Here is a 19,837-nt window from a genome sequence, read left to right as displayed (position 1 = left end):
CTGGCCGTCCGCGACGACCTGCATTCGACCACACGGACGAGATCGTGGCCTCCTGTGGCGGGCGCTCGGCGACGGCACTGGCCCCGCGGCCGTTCCCGGGCACCGCTCCCCACCGCCGGCGTGCTCGCGCATCGGTTGCGCCCGGATCAGATCACGCCCCGGGCGCCGGGCCGGCAGCGGTGCCAGCGCCCGGATCCCGGACCGGATCCATCCGGACGGTGAGATGGGCGCGGTACCTGCCGTGGGCCACCAGGCGCGCGTTCACCTCGTCCGATTCCCTGACCCACCGCTCGGCGTACGCACGCTCCTTTCCGAAGCGCACGTGACGGTCGACGAGGCGCTGCACGCGGAACCGTTCGTCCAAGTGCAGGTACCACACCTCGTCGAGGAGCGTGCGGAGCTGCGCCCAGGGGCCCTCGTCGTGCAACAGGTAGTTGCCTTCGGTGACGACGAGCGGGACGTCCGGCGGGACGGGAATGCTGCCCGCCACCGGCTCTTCCAGCCCCCGGTCGAACGCGGGTGCGTACACGGTCGTGCCGCGTTCGGGCCCCCGCAGCCGGGCGAGCAGTGCGGCGTACCCGGCGGCGTCGAACGTGTCCGGGGCGCCCTTGCGCTGCATCCGTCCGAGGCGCCGCAGCTCGACCTGCGCGAGGTGGAAACCGTCCATGGGTACGAGGACGGCGCTCCCGGCAAGCCGTGCCACGAGCTGTTCCGCCAGCGTGCTCTTTCCCGCCCCGGGCGGACCCGCGATCCCGAGCAGATGACGTCGTCCGGGGTGGGTCAGCCGCCTGGCGCGGTCCACGAGCTGCTCCATCGACGGATCCATGCCGCATTGTCCCGTACTGGAGCCTCTCGACGGGTACCGCCATGGTCGCTCGTACGGACCAAGGCATCCTCTTCGCCAGGCACCCTCTTCGCGGATCGGGAATGCGTCCGGCGCAGACCAGGAGTTGACGGCGCGGACCGTCCGGCGGCTCGCGAGCCGGGTGCGGAGGGGCACGGCCGGCCGACGGTGACGGAGGCGGTCGGAGACCGCGGCCCGTTCCCGGAGCCCTGGGCGCCGGAGGACCAGGCGGCGGGTGCGTCGGCGGACGTGCGTGGGCGATACTGGGGCACCCCCACCGAGGAGAACACGGATGTCCACGTCGCTGCCCCGCATCGCCCTGGTCACGCTGGTCGTGCGTGACTACGACGAAGCCATCTCCTTCTACCGCGATGCCCTCGGCTTCACCCTGGTCGAGGACGCCGACCGCGGCGACGGGTCCCGGTGGGTGGTCGTCCGGCCCGGCGGTGGCGGCGGCACCGACCTGCTCCTCGCCCGCGCCGCGGGCGAGGAACAGCAGGCGAGCGTAGGCGCCCAGACCGGTGGCCGGGTGGGATTCTTCCTGCACACCGACGACTTCGCCCGCGACCACGCGCGGATGACGGCGGCGGGCGTGCGCTTCCTGGAGGAGCCCCGCCGCGAACCGTACGGCACGGTGGTGGTGTTCCAGGATCTGTACGGCAACCGCTGGGACCTGCTGCAGCCCGCGTGAGGTCGCTGCACGGACTCCTCCGGTCGTGACCCCGCCGCACGATCGCCATACTCGTCCGATGGACGCGACCAGGGCTACGTGGCGGAACACGACGCACGACTGGACGAAGGACGTGGACGCCGACCACCTCTCGTACATCAGGAGCGATCCGGCCGCCTTCGCCCCGGGTGGGCTGCCGCACCTGATCCTCGAAGTCGTCGCCTACGCGGCCGACGAGGCGGACGCGAGGGGCGGAGGGCACTGCACGGTCACATTCCACGCCGACGGGTCGGTGTCCGTCGCGGACGACGGGCGTGGCACAGACACCCGCTTCGACGACCGGGGGCGAGCCGTGAAGAAGCCCGTCATGGCGTCGAAGGACCTCCGGTTCTTCGACCAACCGGACGCACCGCTGCTTCCCGACGGCCGGCCCCGTCGGGGCATGTCCGTCGTCGCCGCGCTCAGCGGACAACTCGTGCACGTCAACCGCCGTGCAGAGGGGTCCTGGGTCCAGCACTACCTACACGGTGTTCCCGCAACGGATCTGACACCGATCGAAGACGACGGCACGACCGGGACGACCGTCCGCTTCTCCCCGGACCCCGACCTGTGTACCGCAGGGGACGTGCCTCCCGACGCGATGGCCGGGCTCCTCACCGGGTGGCCTCAACTGTCCGTCCGGGTCGACGATCGCAGGACTGGCTGAACGGCCGGGCTCTCCCGTGTCCGTCGTCGGCCGCGCGTCTCCGTTTTACCCGCCGGCCGACCACGAACGGCCGACTGGCGGAACGGGATCGCTTCATCCCTCGTCCGTCTCCGGCCGACGCGGGGCCCACATCGCCGTACTGGCCGTGGCCCCCGCCCCTTCCGTCCGAGGCGCCACCGCGCCTCCGCCCCGACCTCACGGAGGACCAACGGGCCACCGTCTCCTACGGCTTCGCCCCTCCATCCACTCCCCCACCCTCTCCTGGATCCGCGCCCCCCACGGCAACCCCGAAGCCATGCGCCGCGAAGCGCCGACGGGAAGCCCCGGGGTCACTCCGCGTCCGGAACCAGCCTGAGCGAGATCGAGTTGATGCAGTACCGCTGGTCCGTTGGGGTCGGGTAGCCCTCGCCCTCGAATACGTGCCCCAGGTGCGACCCGCAACGGGCACAGCGCACCTCGGTCCGCACCATCCCGTGTGAACGGTCGGACTCGAGCTCCACCGCGTCGCTGTCCTTCGGATCGTAGAAGGACGGCCATCCGCAGTGGGACGCGAACTTCTCACCCGAGGTGAAGAGTTCCGCGCTGCACGCTCGGCACGAGTAGACACCCTTCGTCTTGGTGTCCGTGTACTCACCGGTGAAGGCAGGCTCGGTGCCGGCCTGGCGCAGCACGGCGTACTCAGCGGGGGTCAGCTCAGCTCGCCACTGCTCGTCCGGCTTCTCGACGTCGTACGCCATGCTCGCTCTCCTCGGTTCGGACTCAGTTCGTCAGGTGGGCGAGGATCTGCGGACCGAGGTCCGTGACGTCGCCCGCCCCCATGGTGAGAACGAGATCACCGGGCTCGGCCATTCCCGCGATCACCTCGGGAACGGCCGTCTTGTCGTGGACGGTGGTCACGTCGGCGCCCGCCGCGGTCGCGGCGTCGGTGATCAGGGCGCTGGTGACGCCGGGGATCGGGTCCTCGCGGGCGGGGTAGATGTCGAGGACGACCGAGGCGTCGGCGAGGGCCAGGGCCCGGCCCATCTCCGTGCCGAGCTCCTGGGTTCGGGAGAACAGGTGCGGCTGGAAGACGACCAGCAGCCGGGAGTCGCCCGCCGCGGCGCGCATCGCTTCGAGATCGGCGGTCATCTCCGTGGGGTGGTGGGCGTACGAGTCGATCACCTGGACGCCCTTGGTCTCGCCCTTGAGCTGTAGACGGCGGCCGACCCCGGTGTACGCGGTCAGTGCGTGGGCCAGCCCGACGGGGTCGACGCCCGTGCGGATGCCGGCGGCGAGTGCGGCGGCGGCGTTGTGGGCGTAGTGACGGCCGGGGACGGAGACGGTGAAGGTGATCTCGCCGCGGTCCTGCAGGGTGATGGTGACCTCGCTGGTCATGCCCTTCGGCGTGATGGCGACGATGCGGACGTCGGCGTCCTCGTCCTCGCCGACCTTCACGATCGTCAGGTCCTCGCGGGCGGACACCCGCGCGGCCAGCTCCCGGGCGCCGGCGTGTTCGCCGACGACCAGCGAGCCACCGTGCGGGATCTTGGCGACGAAGGCCTCGAAGGACTCGTAGATCTCGTCCATCGACGCGTAGTTGGCGTGGTGGTCGAGTTCGACGTTGAGGACGATCGCGACGTCCGGGTCGTACTTCTGGAAGCTGCGGTCGCTCTCGTCGGCCTCGGCGACGAAGACCTCCCCGTCGCCGTGGCTGGCGTTGGTGCCGGGCCCCGCCAGATCGCCGCCGATCGCGTACGACGGGTCGAGGCCCAGCTCGGTCAGGGCGACGGCGAGCATCGACGTGGTGGTGGTCTTGCCGTGGGTACCGGCGACGGCGATGGTGCGCGACGTGCTCATCAGCGCGGCGAGCGCGTCGGAGCGGTGGACCACGGGCACGCCCAGCTCGGCGGCGCGGGCCAGCTCGGGGTTGTCTGCGCGGATGGCACTGGAGACGACGACGCACGACGCGTCCTCCGCGAGGTACTCGGCCGCGTGTCCGATGTGCACGGTCACCCCGAGCTCCCGGAGCGCGTCCGCGGTGGCCGACTCCTTGGCGTCGCTGCCGGCGACGTGCGCCCCGCGCTGGGCGAGGATCTTGGCGATCCCGGACATCCCGGCGCCGCCGATGCCGATGAAGTGCGGCCGTTCCATGGCGGGGGGGATGCCGGTTGCCATGACTGTGTCTCCCAGGGGTGCGACGTCGTGCGAGGTGCCCAGCCTATTCGCTGTGCGCGAAGAGCTTGAGCACCGGTACGCCGACCTTGTGCCGGGCCCGGGAGGCCCAGTCCCGGTGGAAGAATTCCTCCACGTAGTGGGGAGCGGTCAGGACGATGACCTCGTCCGCGTCCGCTTCGTCGACGACGGCCTTCATCTTGTCCAGCGGATGGTCCTCGACCACCTGGCCGACGGCCTCGGACCCGGTGGCGCGCAGCGCTGCCAGCGAGTGTTCGAGGGCGCGTTCGGCGGGCTGTCTCGCGGCGTTGCCCTCGGGTTCCTCCCCTTCCCGGACGGCATCCTTCAATTCCCCCATGGCCACGTCGTCGATGGCGCGCAGCAGGAGGTCGGCCTGGTCGCCGCGCGGCTGCATGAGGACGATGAAGGAGACCGGCTCGTCCCCGTGCAGCGTGGTGACGAAGTCCACGTCGGTGGACGTGAGGGGCTTCTCGATCATCAATACGCTTGTGAACACCTCAGGAGCCCTTCTGCGGAAACCATCCTTCCCCGTGTGCGCACGGGGAACTGAGAGTAGTGTGCCCAGCTCCGGCTAACCGGAACTGTAAATTCCGCCGATTGTCAGATCCGACGGTATCGGGTGAAAAGGAACCCTTCCTCTTCCAGTACGGAGGCCAGCGCCATACGCTCCGGCACCGCCCGCGACGGCCCGCCGGCGATCCGCTGGGCGTCCCCCGCGGCGAGGGTCGGCGACAGCGTCAGACAGAGTTCGTCCAGCACCCCGGACGCTACGAACTGCCCCAGCAGCCGCGGCCCGCCCTCGGTGAGCAGCCGCCGCATGCCGCGACCGGCGAGCGCCCGTACGGCACGGTCGGGGTCGACCCCCGGGCCGTCCCCCGCGACCAGCACTTCCACCCCCGCCTTCTCCGCGGCCGCCATCCGCTCGGGAGCAGCCGCCGCTCCGGTCAGGACCAGAGTCGGCACCAAGGGCGAGGTGAACAGCGGCAGCGAGAAGTCGAGATCGAGGCTCGCGCTGACCACCGCGACCGCCGGAGCCGGTCCCTGCCCGGCGGCCGCACGACGCTGGGCGAAGGCCTCGCGAGCCCGAGCCGGGCGGTAGCCCTCCTGCCGTACCGTTTCCGCACCCGCGATCACGACATCGGCCAGGGCCCGCAGGGTGCCGAAGATCCGCATGTCCGTGTCGGACGAGAGCGGTTGGGAGCGTCCGTCGTGCTGGGCCGCCCCGTCCAGGGACGACACCATGTTCGCCCGCAGCCAGGCGCCTTCTGCCGCTGGATACGCATAAGCGTCGGCGAGCTCGTCGAGCCCCCACTCACGGTCGGTGGTGTCGACTGTCGGATCGGTCACAGGGAACAGGCGTCGCATACCGAGCAGTCTGGCACGGTACGGCCCGTCTTCGCCCCGCCTCGACGCCCCCCGCCCCCAGCCCCCGCCGCACCCCGTCCGCGAAGGGGCCCCGGGCAGCCGATTGACCTGAGCATGACCGTCCGGACCCCGGTGCGCGGCGACTCAGTACAGTGGATGGTTGTGTCGACCTCCCCGATAACCGAAGCGGCCCCGCTCTCGCTGTGCGCCCGCGAGCCCCACGTCCCCGCCGACCGCCTGGTCGCCGAGATGGTGCCGCCGCCGCGCTTCGACGCGGTCCGCTTCGACACGTACGTACCCGACCCGAACCAGCCCAGCCAGGCCGAGGCGGTCACGGTCCTGGGCTCCTTCGCGGCGGGCCTCGGCGGAGCGCACGCCAGCGGCAGCGGCAAGCGCCGGTGGTTCACCCGGAAGCCCGCGGCACCCACTGCACCGCTCGGGGTCTATCTGGACGGCGGGTACGGAGTCGGCAAGACCCATCTCCTGGCCTCCCTCTGGCACGCGACGCCCGCCGAGCCGTCACTGAAGGCCTTCGGCACGTTCGTGGAGCTGACCAACCTGGTCGGGGCGCTGGGCTTCCAGCAGACGGTGAAGACCCTCAGCGGCCACCGGCTGCTGTGCATAGACGAGTTCGAGCTGGACGACCCGGGCGACACGGTGCTCGTCTCGACTCTGCTCGGCAAGCTCGTGGACGCGGGCGTCGCCCTCGCCGCCACCTCCAACACCCTGCCCGGCAAGCTCGGCGAGGGCCGCTTCGCCGCCGCCGACTTCCTCCGCGAGATACAGGGGCTCTCCGCGCACTTCCGGCCGCTGCGGATCGACGGCGAGGACTACCGCCACCGAGGGCTGCCCGAGGCACCCGCGCCGTTCTCCGACGAGCAGGTCGCCAAGGCCGCCCACGCGACCCAGGGCGCCTCCCTGGACGCCTTCCCCGCACTGCTTGAGCACCTCGCGAGCGTCCACCCCAGCCGGTACGGGGCCCTGACCGACGCCCTGCGGGCCGTGTGCCTCACCGACGTCCAGCCGGTGCCCGACCAGTCCACCGCGCTGCGTCTCGTCGTCCTCGCGGACCGGTTGTACGACCGCGAGGTCCCGGTCCTCGCCTCCGGCCTCCCCTTCGACCGACTGTTCAGTGAAGAGATGTTGAAGGGCGGCTACCGGAAGAAGTACTTCCGGGCAATCTCCCGGCTGACGGCGCTGGCCCGCGACGCGAAGGGGCTCGTCGACCAGTAGGTTGGGGCCGGTTGGGACCGATTCACTGAGAAGGGATCCATCATGGCCACCACGCGTCAGGCGCACACCGTTTGGGAAGGCGAACTGCTCACGGGTTCGGGCGTCGTCACCTTCGACTCCTCAGGCATCGGGGACTTCCCCGTTTCCTGGCCGTCGCGCGCCGAGCAGGCGAACGGCAAGACCAGCCCCGAGGAGCTGATCGCCGGCGCCCACTCCAGCTGCTTCTCGATGGCCCTCTCGCACGGGCTCACGGGTGCCGGTACGCCACCCACCCGCCTGGAGACCAAGGCGGACGTCACCTTCCAGCCGGGCGAGGGCATCACCGGGATCCACATCACCGTCGAGGGCCAGGTGCCCGGCCTGGACGAGCAGGGTTTCCAGGCCGCCGCCGAGGAGGCCAAGAAGAACTGCCCGGTGAGCCAGGCCCTCGCGGGGACGAACATCACTCTCACCGCCAAGCTCACGTAACACCGCACGCCGTGCGGCACCGGCTCGGTCGGTGCCGCACGGACTGCCGCACGGGCCGGCCGTGACGCCCCCACGGACCCTGCGGCACAGGTTTCCCACGGGGTCACGGTGGCGCGCGTGCTTCACGCGCCTTCAGATGCGTGCTACACACATGCGGGTCACATCTCCTGTCCTCCCCCAGAGCCTTCGGCGCCGGGGGCGTCTGCCCACAGGAAGGTCGCCTCATGTCAGTGACACGACGTCACGCCATCGCGCGTACATCTGCGTCGCTCGCCGGTATCGCTTTCACCGGAGCCTTCACCGAGCTCTTCACGGGCACCTCCGCCGCCCGCGGCCACGCCGGCTACGGCCCGCTCGTCCCCGACCCCGACGGGCTTCTCGACCTGCCGAAGGGCTTTTGCTACCGAGTGCTCTCCCGACAGGGCGACCAGTTGCGATCCGGTGAGGGGCCGGTGCCGAGCAACCACGACGGCATGGCCGCCTTCGCGGGCCGCAGCGGGCGGGTCCACCTCGTGCGGAACCACGAGAACCGGGCGGACGCCGCCGTCGCGGTCCCCACGGTCGCCGGCCTCACCTACGACCCCGGCGCCAAGGGCGGGTGCACGGCGATCACCCTGGACGGCCGGAACAGGGTACTGGGCGAACGCGTCGCGATCGCCGGCACGGCCGTCAACTGCGCAGGCGGACACACGCCTTGGGGTACCTGGCTCACCTGCGAGGAGACCGAGGACAAGGCCGGGACCAACGGGTACGCCAAGGACCACGGCTTCGTCTTCGAGGTCGACGGCGCCGACCCGCAGTGCACCGGAGCCGTACCACTGACCGCGATGGGCCGCTTCCAGCACGAGGCCATCGCCGTCGATCCGCGCAACGGGACCGTGTACGAGACCGAGGACGCGTTCGTGAAACCGTTCGGCCTGTTCTACCGCTTCCTGCCCGAGAAGCCGCTGGGCGGGACGGGTTCGCTCCGGGCGGGCGGCACGCTGGAGGCGATGCGGGTGCCGGGCGTACCCGACCTCTCCGCGATCCAGGAGACCGGCGCGTCGTTCGACGGCATCGAATGGGTCCGCGTCCCCGACCCGCTGGCGCGGCGGACTCCGATCCGGTTGCAGGACTTCGGCCCGAAGGGCATCACGCACGCCCAGAAGCTCGAAGGGTGCTACTGGGGCGGCTCGTCCGTCTACTTCGTCTGTAGCTTCGCGCACAGCGCGGACGGCTCGGCGGCCGACCACTTCGGACAGGTGTGGCGGTACGATCCGCACCGGCGCCGACTCACCCTCGTGATCGTCTTCGGCCCGGACACGGACGTCCGACTGCCCGGCGAGTCACCGGACAACATCTGCCTCGCGCCGAGCGGCGGGCTGATGGTGTGCGAGGACGGCAACGGGGCGCAGCACGTCTACGGGCTGACGCGGCGCGGCGAGGTCTACGCGATGGCCCGCAACCGTCAGAACACGGGCACCACCAGAGCTCCCGCGTGGGGCGAGTTCGCGGGCGTCACCTTCTCGCCCGACGGCAGGACGATGTACGTCAACTGCTACGACCCGGGAACCACCTTCGCCGTCACGGGTCGCTGGCACTGACCCGGTCGTCGCCCGGTGCCGGGACGTAGGTGCAGCGCTGCTCGCCGCCCACGACCGTGCCCGTGGGCAGGGAGTCGGGTCAGTGCGCCGCAGCGCGCCGCTCCTCCCTGGCCGCGGCCTTCCGCAGGCCCACGGACAGCAGCCACGCCCCGATGAACAGTGCCGTGGCGATGCCCAGGGTCCGCCAGCGCAGGTCCTCCGAGACGGCCGGGCCCGAACCGGCTCCGGGGTGAACCGTGTTCAGGGTGACGTGGAAGAAGAAGACCAAGGCGACCAGGTACAGGCCGTACCAGGCGGGCCTGCTCCAGGACTTGAGGGTGTGGCCGTCCATCCCGGAGAGTGGCAGCAGGCCGAAGACGACCACCTGCACACCGGCGACGACGGCGAGTCCGAGCGCGTAGCCGATCACGTACGTCAGGCTGTCCTCCGAGGACTGGCGAGCGGCCTCGACCCGGGGTCCCCCGAGGATCCATACGGCCAGCGAGGCCGCCAGCACGCACATGCCGCCGAGCAGGACCGCCTGCCCGTCGGGTATGCCGGAGGGAGGGGTGTCGGGTTCCCGGCGGGGCGGTTCAGCGAGGAGCGTGTAGACCGCGACGAGGCCGTAGACGTACGGGACGGGCAACTCGAGCACGCGCGAGAACAACGCCATCACCAGCGCCAGGGCGATCCCCACGGGAACGACGCGCAGTTCGGCCCGGACACCGCCCCGGCCGGGACGCAGGAGCGAATCCTTCGTCTTCTCGTAGGTGACGAGGATGACGAGGACGCCGAAGGCCGCGCCCAGCGCCTTCACCGCGGACCGGGCGGTCATCGCCGTGTCGGCGTCGGCCCAGCACTCCAGTGCCCCGCCGAGGATGGCGTAGCAGCCCATCCGGACCCAGCCGGGGAGCCGGGCCGCCCTGGGTCGACCGCCGTTCCGGGACGCCCGTCGGCGCTGGCGCCACCAACGGCTGACGGCGTTCTCGGCGAGGTGGGGCGGGAACGCCTTCTCCAACAGCAGGACCAACAACAGGAACCAGGCAGCCATGCCCGCTGATCCCGCCAGGTCCTTCAGCGCCCAGGAGACGTCCGACGGGGTACGCAGGGCCCCTACGAGACCGACGGTCCGGTGGTCGCCCTCCTCGTGCCTGCCGGGCGGGCTGCCGGAGGCGGGCGGGCCGCCGGACCGGCTCGGTGACGGAGAGCTGCCCGCACCGGTCGGAGCGGACGGCGATCCGGTGTCGGTCGGAGCGGACGGCGTTCCGGTGTCGGTCGGCGTGGGCGAGGGAGGCGGCGTGATCCCCAGCGGAGGCTTCTCGATGGCCCCGGTCTTCTGTTCCTCCCTCTTCGGCGTCCCCTGGGGCAGGTAGAGGGTCCACAGCCGGTCGGCCGGGAGGTCCATCCGGCCCGCGCGTTCGCGCGACCGGCCGGGGCAGTCGAGGTCCACGGGCATGCGCCCCTCGATGTCACCGGGGACTTGCGCGTGCAGGTCGATGAACTCCCAACGCCCCTCACCCGCATTGCCCTTCTCGGAGTCGTCGTCCAGCCGGGTCGGCAGGGCCCTGCCTCCGACGACGATGGTGCCCGAGGTGCAGGCGGTGGGGTAGTCGGTCATGTGGATGGTGACCTCGGACGTCGGACCGGTGGGTCCGGGCGGGCCGGTGGGTCCGGGCGGGTCCACGATGAACGCCTGGGAGTCCCGGACACCTGCGGGGCTCGCGCAGGTGGCGGTCACCTCGTGCCGGCCTTCCGCGGCGGAGGAAGGAACGGTGAGCCTGGTCGTGAAGCCCCCGCTCGCCCCGGGGGCCGCCGATGCGGAGGGTAGGGCGTCCCAGAGCACGCGTACGGCCCCGTCACAGGAGAATCCGCTTCCGTCGACACCCACCGAAGCGTCCTGCTTCCTGTGGGCGACGGACAGATGGATGTGGGGGTCGGGCCGGGTCCTCTCGGACACGACCCTGAAGGAGGCCCGGCGCTCCGGTGGTCCGGCGATGCAGCGGGCGCGAACCGTGTAGGTGCCGGGGGCCGTGTCGGACGGGACGGTAACCGAGTACGTGAACGAACCCTCGTCACCGGCTGGAAGGGACACCGATGCCTGTCCCTCGATGGAGAGGGTGAGCTGCCCGGCCCGTCCTTCCCGCGCCGGATCACAGTCGAAGCCCGTGCCGCTGACGGAGACCGGGACGGGGGCGGAGTCCCGCCCCCGTAACTCGACCCGTTCCGGGGAGAGCGTGAGCTGCGGATCGGCGGGGGGCTCGGGGGGCCTCGGGGTGTCATCCGTCCCGGTGGGGCTGGGGGTGGGCCTCGGTCCGCTGGTGGAAGCGGAGGGCGACCGCGGGTCCGTCGGCCCTGCCGTGGTCGGAGCGGTACTTTCGGCCGGCTCCGCGCCGTTCGCGGCGGTGGCGTCAGCTCCGCCCGGCACCGCCGCACCCGCCACGAGGAAGGCGAGCGCCAACGCTCGCAACACCCGTCGCCCCGGCCCGCCCCACCTCATGCCGCGCCCGCTTTCCGCCCCGCACGCCCTTCCCCCCGGACGTGCTCCATCGGGCTCCACGGGTGGGACGTCCGTGCCGCCGCCGTCGCTTCCCGCTCGGCGGGCGCGCGGGAAGCGCCCCACGGGCGCGCGGGAGCACCGAGCCGGCCAGGCACACGCTTCGCGCCCGACCACCGCATCGGCTTCGGGCCGGCGGACGTGGGGCGGGTGCCGGAAGTGGTTGGTTGTGCCTGTGCGCCCTGTGCTTCCATGCCGGAGTGAGCATCGAGAACTCCGGGACCACGGTGGAAGGGCCGGACCGCTGGGTCCGACGGAGGACACAGGCCGACGTCCATGCGTGCGTGCGGGTCCTCGAGGAGGTCCACCGATGTGACGGCTATCCGGTGAACTGGCCCGACCGGCCGGTTGCGTGGTTGTCACGGACTTCCCTGTTGGGAGCCTGGGTCGCTGGACTCGACGACCGTCTCGTCGGCCACGTCGGTTTGTCCCGCAGCGGCGAGGGCGATCTGGCCGCCGGCTTGTGGAGCGCGCGGAACGGGGCGAGCAGAGCCCCGGCTGCGGTGGTCAGCCGACTGTTCGTCTCTCCTCAGGCCAGGGGGCACGGGATGGGTGCACTGCTGATCGGGCACGCCGTTGAGGAAGCACGACGTCACGGCGTGCATCCGGTGCTCGACGTCGTGGCATCCGATACCTCTGCCGTGGCCTTGTACGAGCGGCTGGGCTGGAAACTGATGGCGACGGTCGAGCAACGGTGGAGTCCGTCTCAGCTCGTGGTCATCCGGTGCTATGCGGCGGCGGCGTGATGTGTCCCGTCGCCGCACGTCGTCGACGACCGCTACGAAGACCGTCGCCGGACGGCGGACCAGCGACTCGGCGGTCCCCGTGGCCACGGTGGGGTGCCATGGTGAGGATCGGCTCTGGGCGGCTTCGAGCTACGGGAAACCGCTCCGCCGCCCGGACGCCGCCGCTGTCCCCACCCGCCGGACGACACGGCGCGGCCCCGGGCATCCGCCGATGCCCGGGGCCGCTCCCCTCCTGGCCTTCCTGACCCTTAGCCGTGCCGGCGGTTCTCGTTCACAGCGCCGCCGTTGCCGCCCACACCGGCATCGGCACCACCGTCATCGCCGTCTCCGACGTTCCCCGCGCCGCCGTCACCAGCACCCGCGTTCCCCGCGCCGCCGTCACCAGCACCCGCGTTCCCCGCGCCGCCGTCACCAGCACCCGCGTTCGCAGCTCCGCCGTTGCCGCCAGCGCCGCCGTTGCCGATCTGGGCGCCCACGGCCTGCAGCGCGGTCGTCACCGGCTGGAAGAAGGTCTCACCTCCGGCGGTGCAGTCACCGCTTCCGCCCGAGGTGAGGCCGACCGCGTTGCCGTCCCTGGTGAACATCGCGCCACCGCTGTCACCGGGCTCGGCACACACATTTGTCTGGATGAGCCCCGTGACGGTGCCCTCCGGGTAGTTCACCGTGGCGTTGAGGCCGGTGATCTGACCGTCGTGGAGGCCCGTCGTGCTGCCCATGCGGAACACCTGCTGGCCGACGGCCGCCTCGGCCGCCTGCTTGATGTCCACCTTCTGGCCGTTGCCGACGTTGACGGAGCTGGCGGCCTGGGTGTTCGGATCGTCGTACGTCACGAGTGCAAAGTCACCGTTGCCGGGGAAGACGGCGTCCTGGACCGTGCCGATCGGCGCGCCGTTCTGGGAGTCCGACCACTTGCGGGCTGCCACACCGCAGTGGCCCGCCGTGAGGAAGCCGGGCGTTCCGTCCTGCGTCGTGACGTTGAAGCCGAGGGAGCAGCGCGCGCCTCCACCGAAGATGGCGTCGCCGCCCTCGACGAAGGTCTTGAACTCGCCTCTGGACTTCTGGACGCGGGCCACCCCGTCACCCAGCGACTTCACCGCGGACTCCACCCTGTCCCAGCGGCCGCCGGTGACCGTACGGTCCGCGGTGACCAGGATCTGGTTGGTCCTGGGGTCGACCGCCCAGGCCGTCCCGGGGACGGTCGCCCTGCTGGACAGCGTCCTGGTCGCGGTCTTCAGTGAGGCGAGGCTGTTCCGGACGCTGCGCGCCACCGCGCCGGCCTTCTTGACCTCGACGTTCACCTCGTTGTTGTCGCCCACGACGTTGACGACGAGTTGCTGCTTCGACGCGTCGTAATAAGCGCCGCCGTAGGAGTCCTCGCCGAGCTGTTTGGCGAGCTGCTGGAGAAGGTCCGATGCGGATGCTGCACTCAGCTTTCTGGGGTTGTCCTTCTTGTCGCCTGACCCGTCCTGCGAGGCGTTGGCGTTCGGCAGCAGTATGGCCGCTGCGGCGATGCCCACCGCCCCGGCTCCAGCGAGAATGGCTTTCCGCTTGGGTATTCGCCTGTGACTCAACTCTTCGCCTCCTGCGGGGGTACGGACTCCGGTCGCCGGAGAGGGACCGGGGGGACGCGTCCGACCATCCATACGGATGCGGAACCGCGTTTTGTTCATCGCCTCCGCAAAGAAATATTTTTGACGGACGATCAGAGTGAGGCGGTGACCACGATGAGTCGGATGATCGTATATTTTCTCTGAGTGACCACCTTTGTCCGTCGACTGGCGGCGCTCGCGGTGCTCCCCGCCGCGCTGATCGGGTGCGGTACGGGCGGACGTGAGCCCGTTCCCGCCGCCCCGCCGACCGTCCCGCCCCCGGCGGCCCAGGCTCCCGAACCCCCTGCCACCGCAGAGCCGCCGACCCTGTCACCCGGCCGAGCCGGCCTGGCCCCCGTCTTCGAGAGGTCCACCGCTCCGGCCGGGAGCACCGGGAAAACCGTGGCCCTCACCTTCGACGCCGATATGACGGCAGATCAGGGACCGCGGGCGGCGAGAGGCGAGCGTTTCGACAATCCCCCGCTGATCGCCTCGCTGCGGCGACTCGAGGTCCCGTCGACCGTGTTCATGACGGGCAGATGGGTGGAGGAGTACCCGGACCAGGCACGCTCCATCGGCGGCGATCCGCTCTTCGAAGTCGCCAACCACTCCTACAGTCACCATGCGTTCGCTTCCCCCTGCTACGGCCTTCCCGAGGTCCGCAAGGAACAGATGGCCTTCGAGGTCGAACGAGCCTTCGCCGCATTCCGCGCCGCAGGAGTGAGGAACGTGGTCCCCTACTTCCGCTTCCCCGGCGGCTGCTACGACGACCGCGCCCTGCGCGCCCTGGCCCCGGCGAGGGTCACGGCCGTGCAGTGGGACGTCGTCAGCGGCGACGCCTTCGCCGAGAACCCCGGTGCGGTCGCGGAGGAAGTGCTGTCCAAGGTGAAGCCCGGCTCCCTGGTCGTGATGCACTGCACACGCAGTGCCGCCCCCGTCACCGACGAGGCTGTCCGCAGGATCGTCCCGGCACTGCGCGGGCGCGGCTACCGATTCGTGAAGGTCTCCGAGTTGATCGCGATGTCTGCGCGGCACGCGGACACCGGAGGGGGAAGCCAGCAGTAAGGAGCGGATCGACGGGGCGACGTCGACCCGCTCCTCGGCGACCGCCGCATCCCCCGCTCACACGCCCCCCTGCGGCCTCGCCGCTCCTCCGTCCCGCCCCGTCAGCCCGTCAGCCGTCGCCGTCGTCCAAGCGACCGCTCGGCCGACTGGTCACGGTGACCACCGGCCGCCGCCAGGACCACCGCTGGCAGAATGGGCAGGTGAACAGCACCGACAGCCCCTTCAAGCAGGAGCCCACCGCGCGCGACGAGGCCCCGCAGTTCGTCCTTCCCCTCGTGGTACGGATCGAGAAGGCCGCCCCGCCGTCCCGCACCGACGCGCTCCAGACCGCGGCCCGCGCCGTCCTGGTGCTGCTCTCCGACGAACGGGCGCTGGGGGACGGGGAATGGGCGCAGGCCGTGCGCGCCTGGCAGGACGCCCGGATCCGGAAGGTGGTCCGACGGGCACGCGGAGCAGAGTGGCGGAAGGCCTCGGCGCTCCCGGGCATCACGGTGACCGGCGAGTCGGCCGAAGTACGGGTATTCCCACCGGTGCCGTTGGACGGCTGGCCCAAGGAACTGGCGAAGCTCCAGGTGTCGGGCACCGAACTGGACGACCCCGCGGAGCCGGCCGCCGCTGCGGCGGCCGCCCCGGCCCGGCTCTGGCTCAATCCGGCACTGGAGATGTCGACGGGCAAGGAAATGGCGCAAGTCGGGCACGGGGCACAGCTGCTGTGGTGGGACATGACCGGACCACAGCGCACTGCGTGGCGCGATGCGGGGTTCCCGCTGACCGTCCGCACGCCGGAAACCGACCGCTGGGACGCACTCACGGCGAGCGGTCTCCCCACGGTCCGTGACGCCGGCTTCACGGAGATCGCCCCGGGCTCGTGCACGGTCGTCGCAGAGCCGCCCCTCTGGTTCGGAACCCGTGTCGCAGGCCGTTGAACGGGACGGCTCCCTCGTACGTACCCCCTGGTGCTGCCAAGTAGGTTGAACCACCGGTTCGCAGCCGGTCGGTTCTGCGATACGCATAACGGCTCAGGAGGCACACTTGCTGCGGCGCATCAACGGCTCAGCACTCATCATCGCGGCGCTGATCGCCACGGTCGGGGCACTCGCCTACCCCGTATGGTCCTATGCCGACCGTTCCGGAACCGGACAGGCCAACCTCAACGCCTCGACCGTGGCGACGCAGTGGGGCCCGCTGTCCGCCACCGACCGCGACTTCCTCGTGAAGGTGCGCCTCGCGGGGCTGTGGGAACTCCCCGCCGGACAGCAGGCGATCGAACGCGCGCCGAGCAAGGCCATCAAGGACGCGGGCGATCACCTCATCGTCGGTCACACCGATCTCGACCAGCGCGCCAGGGACGTGGCGGCGAAGCTCGGCGTGCAGTTGCCCAACCAGCCCAACGAGCAGCAGCAGGGCTGGCTGCGCGAACTGTCCGCGGCGAGCGGCAAGGAGTACGAGTACAAGTTCGCGAACCTGCTGCGCAACGCGCACGGCAAGGTGTTCTCACTGATCGCCCAGGTGCGCCACACCACCCGGAACACGCTCATCCGACAGCTCGCGAGTGACGCCAACCAGACGGTGCTGGACCACATCACCATGCTGGAAGGGACCGGGATGGTCGACTTCGACTCCATCGCCAACGAGGCCGCGGGCGGAGCCACCGCCAGCCCCACGGGTCCGCCTCCGCCGAACGGCAACCTCCCCCCGGCCCCGGCTCCGGCGTCCCCGGGGGCGAACGTCCAACCCACCTCGCAACCGTCGACGCAGCCCGGAGCTCCCACGGCCGTCAACACCAATCGCCCGGCACCCGGAGTGAGCCCGGCGGGCTGACGGACCGGCCGGTTCGGCTCGGCGTAGATCGGCCCGGCGTAGATCGGCCCGGATTCGGCCAGGTACGTACCGGTACGGATCAGCACGCACACGGTTCCGCCGTGAGCGGCAGCCGCACGGCGGAACCTCAAATGAAGCTCTGAACGTCCCCTCCTCTGGATTCGGGACGGCCCTTCGGGGCCATTACCCGAGCACGCCGCACCCCACGGACCGCCGGCGCAGAGGAGGGGACCATGAACGCACCCGGAGGGCTCGGGCAGCCCGCACACCCGCGGAGACTCGGCTCCGGCATCGGCTGGCGTCCGGAGATCGCGGACGCCGTGGAGCAGCTCCCCGGCATCGACTGGGTCGAAGTCGTCGCGGAGAACATCTGCACGGGACACCTCCCGCCCTCCCTGGTACGGCTCAGGGAACGCGGCGTGACCGTCGTCCCGCACGGCGTCTCCCTGGGCATCGGCGGTGCCGACCGCCCCGACCCGGGGCGACTGGCCGACCTGGCGGAGCGGGTCGAGGTGCTTCGCTCGCCACTCGTCACGGAGCACATCGCCTTCGTGCGGGCCGGAGGCCCGCTCACTGCGACGCCGCAGTTGGAGGCCGGCCACCTCCTGCCCGTCCCGCGCACCCGGGACGCCCTGGACGTACTCTGCGAGAACGTGCGCATCGCCCAGGATTCGCTGCCGGTTCCCCTCGCGCTGGAGAACATCGCCGCCCTCGTCCGCTGGCCCGGCGAGGAACTGACGGAAGGGCAGTTCCTGGCCGAGCTGGTCGAACGAACCGGTGTGCGCCTCCTCGTCGACGTCGCCAATCTGCACACCAACCACGTCAACCGCGGCGAGAACCCGCTGAAGGCGCTCGCCGAACTGCCCGTCGAAGCGATCGCGTACGTCCATGTCGCGGGCGGCGTGGAGCGCGACGGCGTCTGGCACGACACCCACGCCCATCCGGTCCCCCGCCCGGTCCTCGACATCCTGGCGGAGCTGCGGTCCCGGACGGACCCACCGGGCGTGCTGCTGGAACGGGACGACGACTTCCCCACGGCCGAGGAACTGGCTGCCGAGCTGGAGGCGATCCGCGCGGTGGTGGCGCCGGGCCGGCAGGAAGCGGTGGTCGCCGGTGCGCAGGGCCGCACGGGGCGGGACGCCGACGATCGGCCCGGACGGGTCGGGTGGGGTTCCGTGCCGGTTCCGGGGGGAGGCTCCACGGCGGGCCCACTCACGCGTGCCCCGTCGGCGGGGGGCTCCACCGTGGGGAGTGCCGTCCCCGGCAGCCCCGGCACGCCTGAGGACGCCTCCGTACCGGACGTCGCGCTGCCGGCACCCCCGGTACCCCGAGGCCACGCGACCCCGGGAGCACAGTCGGGCGGGGCTCCCGCAGCCGCCCCGCCCGCCACCTCCCGCTGCGATACCACCCGCGAGCGGCTCGCACTCGCCCAGGCGGCGCTACTGTCCGCACTGGTCGCCGGGACCCCCGCGCCGGAGGGCTTCGACCCGCGGCGACTGCGCGTGCAGGTTCGGGCCCTTGCCGCCAAGCGGGCCGAAGTCGTGGCGAAGGTGGCCCCGGAGCTGCCCCGCATCCTCGGGAGCGGCTACCGTCCCGCCTTCCTGGCGTACGCCAGGTCGAGACCCATGCGGGACGGGTACCGCAGGGACGCGCTGGACTTCGCCGAGCAGCTCCTCCTCGCGGGGAGGCCGGAAGACCCAGTCGCGCGACGGCGGCTCACCCACTGGTGGCAGGACCGTGCCGGGTCCCGGCCGCCGGGCCGTTCCGTACGGCTCGTCAGGGCTGCGCGCGCCGCACTCGTCAGGAGGTGACCCGGTGTTCGTGAACCTGCTCGCCGTCGCGGTGTACGTCGCCGTGGGCCTCTCCTCTGCCTTGCTGTTCAGGGGGACCAGGGCATCACGCCATGCATCCGGCGGCCGCGTCCACGACATGCTGGAGGCCGCCTTCCTGTACGGCGGTCCCGCCCGCGCCGCGGACACGGCACTCGCCGCGATGCAGGCCGACGGGCGGTTGGCGGTGGGCGGGCCGGGCATCGTCTCCGTGGTGCGTCCGGTGGCGCACGACCCGGTCGAGCGCGCCGTGGTCCACGAGGCCGCGGTCGCGCCCAACGGGGCGCTGCACACCCTGCGGTTCGCCGTGATGCGCAATCCCGCGGTCCAGGAGATCGGCGACGGGCTCGCCGCACGCGGGCTGATGCTCCGGCCCGGTACGTCCCGCACCTGGCGCACCTGGGGCGTCGTCCAGCTCGTCTCCTGCGCCCTGGTGTTTCCGCTCTCCATCGCTCTGACGGTGGTGGAGTACGCCGGACACGACAGGTCCACGGGTCTGCCGTTCCCGTTCGTCCTGAAGGTCCTGCCCGCTTGGCCGGCGGGTCTGATCATCGGAATCGTATGCCTGTCGGCCGCGGGACGCCGGGTCACCGCGTCGGGCCGACGGGCGGCCGGGGAGTTCCGGGCGGCCCACGTCCACGACGCGGACGCGGGTCATCGGGTGGCGCTGCGCGGGGTCCGAGGGCTGACGGACCCGGTGTTCCGGAGGCAGCTGATGACTGCTGCGGCGGGCGCCCGCGCCGGGGGTTCCCACCACGCCGGCAGGACGCACACCTCCGACGGCGGGCTCGATCCCGCCGCGACGTACGCCGCCACCGGCGCGGTCATGTGGTGTGCCGCGTCGGGTCACGACTCCGGGGGTTCCGGTGGCGGAGGCTGCGGAGGCGCGGGCGGCGACTCGTGCGGCTCGTCCGGCCCGGGTGGCAGCTGTGGTGGAGGCTCGGGGGGCGGATCCGGCTGCGGCAGCAGCAGCGGTTCCGGCTGCGGCGGGGGCTCCAGCTGTGGTGGCGGCGGCTCCGACTGACGCCCGTCGGCTCCCGAAGGGGCCCCGGCGATGCCACGTCCCGTGTTCCGCGGGCACGACGCCCGTGCGTCCAGGGCGCCTTGAACGAGAAGGGGGCGCCGGGGGGGGGGGGGGGGGAGGAGGCCGGCCCCCCCCCGCCAACCCCGTGTTTTTGCTACCTAGGGCAGCATGCAGAGGGACGCCGCTCTA

Annotated in this window: 18 protein-coding genes; 11 read left to right on the top strand and 7 right to left on the bottom strand. The window is 71.6% G+C overall.

Going from position 1 to position 19,837, the window contains the following annotated elements; genetic code table 11:
* Positions 1-151: 151 nt before the first annotated feature.
* Positions 152-826: a nucleoside/nucleotide kinase family protein gene (locus tag ACFXOM_RS09195; protein WP_385037511.1), complete on the bottom strand. Its 675-nt coding sequence runs from the start codon at positions 824-826 to the stop codon at positions 152-154.
* A gap of 322 nt (positions 827-1,148) precedes the next feature.
* Here ACFXOM_RS09195 and ACFXOM_RS09190 point away from each other — a divergent pair, with 322 nt between their 5' ends.
* Both ACFXOM_RS09190 and ACFXOM_RS09185 read left to right on the top strand, forming a co-directional pair.
* Positions 1,149-1,535: a VOC family protein gene (locus tag ACFXOM_RS09190; protein ID WP_385037671.1), complete on the top strand. Its 387-nt coding sequence runs from the start codon at positions 1,149-1,151 to the stop codon at positions 1,533-1,535.
* A gap of 58 nt (positions 1,536-1,593) precedes the next feature.
* On the top strand, positions 1,594-2,220 hold the full coding sequence (locus ACFXOM_RS09185; RefSeq protein WP_384933426.1) for an ATP-binding protein: 627 nt from the start codon (positions 1,594-1,596) through the stop codon (positions 2,218-2,220).
* A 329-nt stretch (positions 2,221-2,549) separates the two neighbouring features.
* Here ACFXOM_RS09185 and msrB read toward each other — a convergent pair whose 3' ends face one another.
* The 4 genes from msrB to ACFXOM_RS09165 all read right to left on the bottom strand — a co-directional run bounded on the left by msrB (position 2,550) and on the right by ACFXOM_RS09165 (position 5,757).
* Positions 2,550-2,957 (bottom strand): peptide-methionine (R)-S-oxide reductase MsrB, encoded by a 408-nt coding sequence (msrB, locus tag ACFXOM_RS09180; RefSeq protein ID WP_384933429.1) that lies wholly within the window; start codon positions 2,955-2,957, stop codon positions 2,550-2,552.
* Between the two features lie 22 nt (positions 2,958-2,979).
* Positions 2,980-4,374, bottom strand: coding sequence for a UDP-N-acetylmuramate--L-alanine ligase (gene murC / locus ACFXOM_RS09175; RefSeq protein ID WP_385037508.1), 1,395 nt, complete (start codon positions 4,372-4,374; stop codon positions 2,980-2,982).
* A gap of 43 nt (positions 4,375-4,417) precedes the next feature.
* Entirely contained in the window at positions 4,418-4,888 is a 471-nt protein-coding gene (locus tag ACFXOM_RS09170; protein WP_384933434.1) for an indole-3-glycerol phosphate synthase, read from the bottom strand.
* A 104-nt stretch (positions 4,889-4,992) separates the two neighbouring features.
* Complete coding sequence (locus ACFXOM_RS09165; RefSeq protein ID WP_384946580.1) at positions 4,993-5,757, bottom strand: pyrimidine reductase family protein; 765 nt, start codon at positions 5,755-5,757, stop codon at positions 4,993-4,995.
* A gap of 156 nt (positions 5,758-5,913) precedes the next feature.
* On the opposite strand from ACFXOM_RS09165, the gene zapE reads away from it, so the two are divergent.
* The 3 genes from zapE (at position 5,914) to ACFXOM_RS09150 (ending at position 9,041) form a co-directional block, all read left to right on the top strand.
* Positions 5,914-6,990 carry a cell division protein ZapE gene (gene zapE / locus ACFXOM_RS09160; RefSeq protein WP_384933439.1) on the top strand — a complete coding sequence of 359 codons (1,077 nt, stop codon included), beginning with the start codon at positions 5,914-5,916 and terminating at the stop codon, positions 6,988-6,990.
* Between the two features lie 42 nt (positions 6,991-7,032).
* A complete protein-coding gene (locus ACFXOM_RS09155) occupies positions 7,033-7,458 on the top strand; it encodes an OsmC family protein (protein ID WP_384933442.1) in 426 nt (141 codons plus the stop codon).
* A gap of 224 nt (positions 7,459-7,682) precedes the next feature.
* Positions 7,683-9,041 (top strand): alkaline phosphatase PhoX, encoded by a 1,359-nt coding sequence (locus ACFXOM_RS09150; protein ID WP_385037505.1) that lies wholly within the window; start codon positions 7,683-7,685, stop codon positions 9,039-9,041.
* Positions 9,042-9,120: 79 nt separating this feature from the next.
* On the opposite strand, the gene ACFXOM_RS09145 is transcribed toward ACFXOM_RS09150, so the two are convergent.
* Positions 9,121-11,478 carry an FGLLP motif-containing membrane protein gene (locus ACFXOM_RS09145; protein ID WP_385037502.1) on the bottom strand — a complete coding sequence of 786 codons (2,358 nt, stop codon included), beginning with the start codon at positions 11,476-11,478 and terminating at the stop codon, positions 9,121-9,123.
* Positions 11,479-11,858: 380 nt separating this feature from the next.
* Between ACFXOM_RS09145 and ACFXOM_RS09140 the strand changes: the two genes are divergently transcribed.
* Positions 11,859-12,320 carry a GNAT family N-acetyltransferase gene (locus ACFXOM_RS09140; RefSeq protein WP_384933645.1) on the top strand — a complete coding sequence of 154 codons (462 nt, stop codon included), beginning with the start codon at positions 11,859-11,861 and terminating at the stop codon, positions 12,318-12,320.
* A 248-nt stretch (positions 12,321-12,568) separates the two neighbouring features.
* Here the strand turns inward: ACFXOM_RS09140 and ACFXOM_RS09135 are convergent, their stop codons facing one another.
* On the bottom strand, positions 12,569-13,891 hold the full coding sequence (locus ACFXOM_RS09135; RefSeq protein ID WP_385037499.1) for a S1 family peptidase: 1,323 nt from the start codon (positions 13,889-13,891) through the stop codon (positions 12,569-12,571).
* Between the two features lie 183 nt (positions 13,892-14,074).
* On the opposite strand from ACFXOM_RS09135, the gene ACFXOM_RS09130 reads away from it, so the two are divergent.
* The 5 genes from ACFXOM_RS09130 to ACFXOM_RS09110 all read left to right on the top strand — a co-directional run bounded on the left by ACFXOM_RS09130 (position 14,075) and on the right by ACFXOM_RS09110 (position 19,648).
* Positions 14,075-14,974 (top strand): polysaccharide deacetylase family protein, encoded by a 900-nt coding sequence (locus ACFXOM_RS09130; RefSeq protein WP_385037496.1) that lies wholly within the window; start codon positions 14,075-14,077, stop codon positions 14,972-14,974.
* Positions 14,975-15,174: 200 nt separating this feature from the next.
* Entirely contained in the window at positions 15,175-15,900 is a 726-nt protein-coding gene (locus ACFXOM_RS09125) for a peptidyl-tRNA hydrolase (protein ID WP_384933456.1), read from the top strand.
* Between the two features lie 109 nt (positions 15,901-16,009).
* Positions 16,010-16,795 carry a DUF4142 domain-containing protein gene (locus ACFXOM_RS09120; protein WP_384933648.1) on the top strand — a complete coding sequence of 262 codons (786 nt, stop codon included), beginning with the start codon at positions 16,010-16,012 and terminating at the stop codon, positions 16,793-16,795.
* Positions 16,796-17,028: 233 nt separating this feature from the next.
* Positions 17,029-18,606, top strand: a complete 1,578-nt coding sequence (locus tag ACFXOM_RS09115) for a DUF692 domain-containing protein (RefSeq protein WP_385037493.1) — start codon at positions 17,029-17,031, stop codon at positions 18,604-18,606.
* Between the two features lie 4 nt (positions 18,607-18,610).
* The gene (locus ACFXOM_RS09110) at positions 18,611-19,648 is read left to right on the top strand and encodes a TIGR04222 domain-containing membrane protein (RefSeq protein WP_385037490.1); all 1,038 of its coding nucleotides are present in this window, start codon (positions 18,611-18,613) and stop codon (positions 19,646-19,648) included.
* Positions 19,649-19,837: the final 189 nt, after the last annotated feature.

Origin of the sequence: Streptomyces sp. NPDC059169 (genome assembly GCF_042755225.1) — a bacterium.
Taxonomy (GTDB): domain Bacteria; phylum Actinomycetota; class Actinomycetes; order Streptomycetales; family Streptomycetaceae; genus Streptomyces.
Note: the sequence above shows the minus strand (reverse complement) of the source record. Positions and strands in the feature narration are given on the sequence as shown.

What these genes read in the sequence shown, in the direction of transcription:
- murC (WP_385037508.1), bottom strand. Translation starts at nt 4,374, where the DNA reads ATGGCAACCGGCATCCCCCCCGCCATGGAACGGCCGCACTTCATCGGC.
- msrB (WP_384933429.1), bottom strand. Translation starts at nt 2,957, where the DNA reads ATGGCGTACGACGTCGAGAAGCCGGACGAGCAGTGGCGAGCTGAGCTG.
- ACFXOM_RS09115 (WP_385037493.1), top strand. Translation starts at nt 17,029, where the DNA reads ATGAACGCACCCGGAGGGCTCGGGCAGCCCGCACACCCGCGGAGACTC.
- ACFXOM_RS09195 (WP_385037511.1), bottom strand. Translation starts at nt 826, where the DNA reads ATGGATCCGTCGATGGAGCAGCTCGTGGACCGCGCCAGGCGGCTGACC.
- ACFXOM_RS09165 (WP_384946580.1), bottom strand. Translation starts at nt 5,757, where the DNA reads ATGCGACGCCTGTTCCCTGTGACCGATCCGACAGTCGACACCACCGAC.
- ACFXOM_RS09155 (WP_384933442.1), top strand. Translation starts at nt 7,033, where the DNA reads ATGGCCACCACGCGTCAGGCGCACACCGTTTGGGAAGGCGAACTGCTC.
- ACFXOM_RS09150 (WP_385037505.1), top strand. Translation starts at nt 7,683, where the DNA reads ATGTCAGTGACACGACGTCACGCCATCGCGCGTACATCTGCGTCGCTC.
- zapE (WP_384933439.1), top strand. Translation starts at nt 5,914, where the DNA reads ATGGTTGTGTCGACCTCCCCGATAACCGAAGCGGCCCCGCTCTCGCTG.
- ACFXOM_RS09185 (WP_384933426.1), top strand. Translation starts at nt 1,594, where the DNA reads ATGGACGCGACCAGGGCTACGTGGCGGAACACGACGCACGACTGGACG.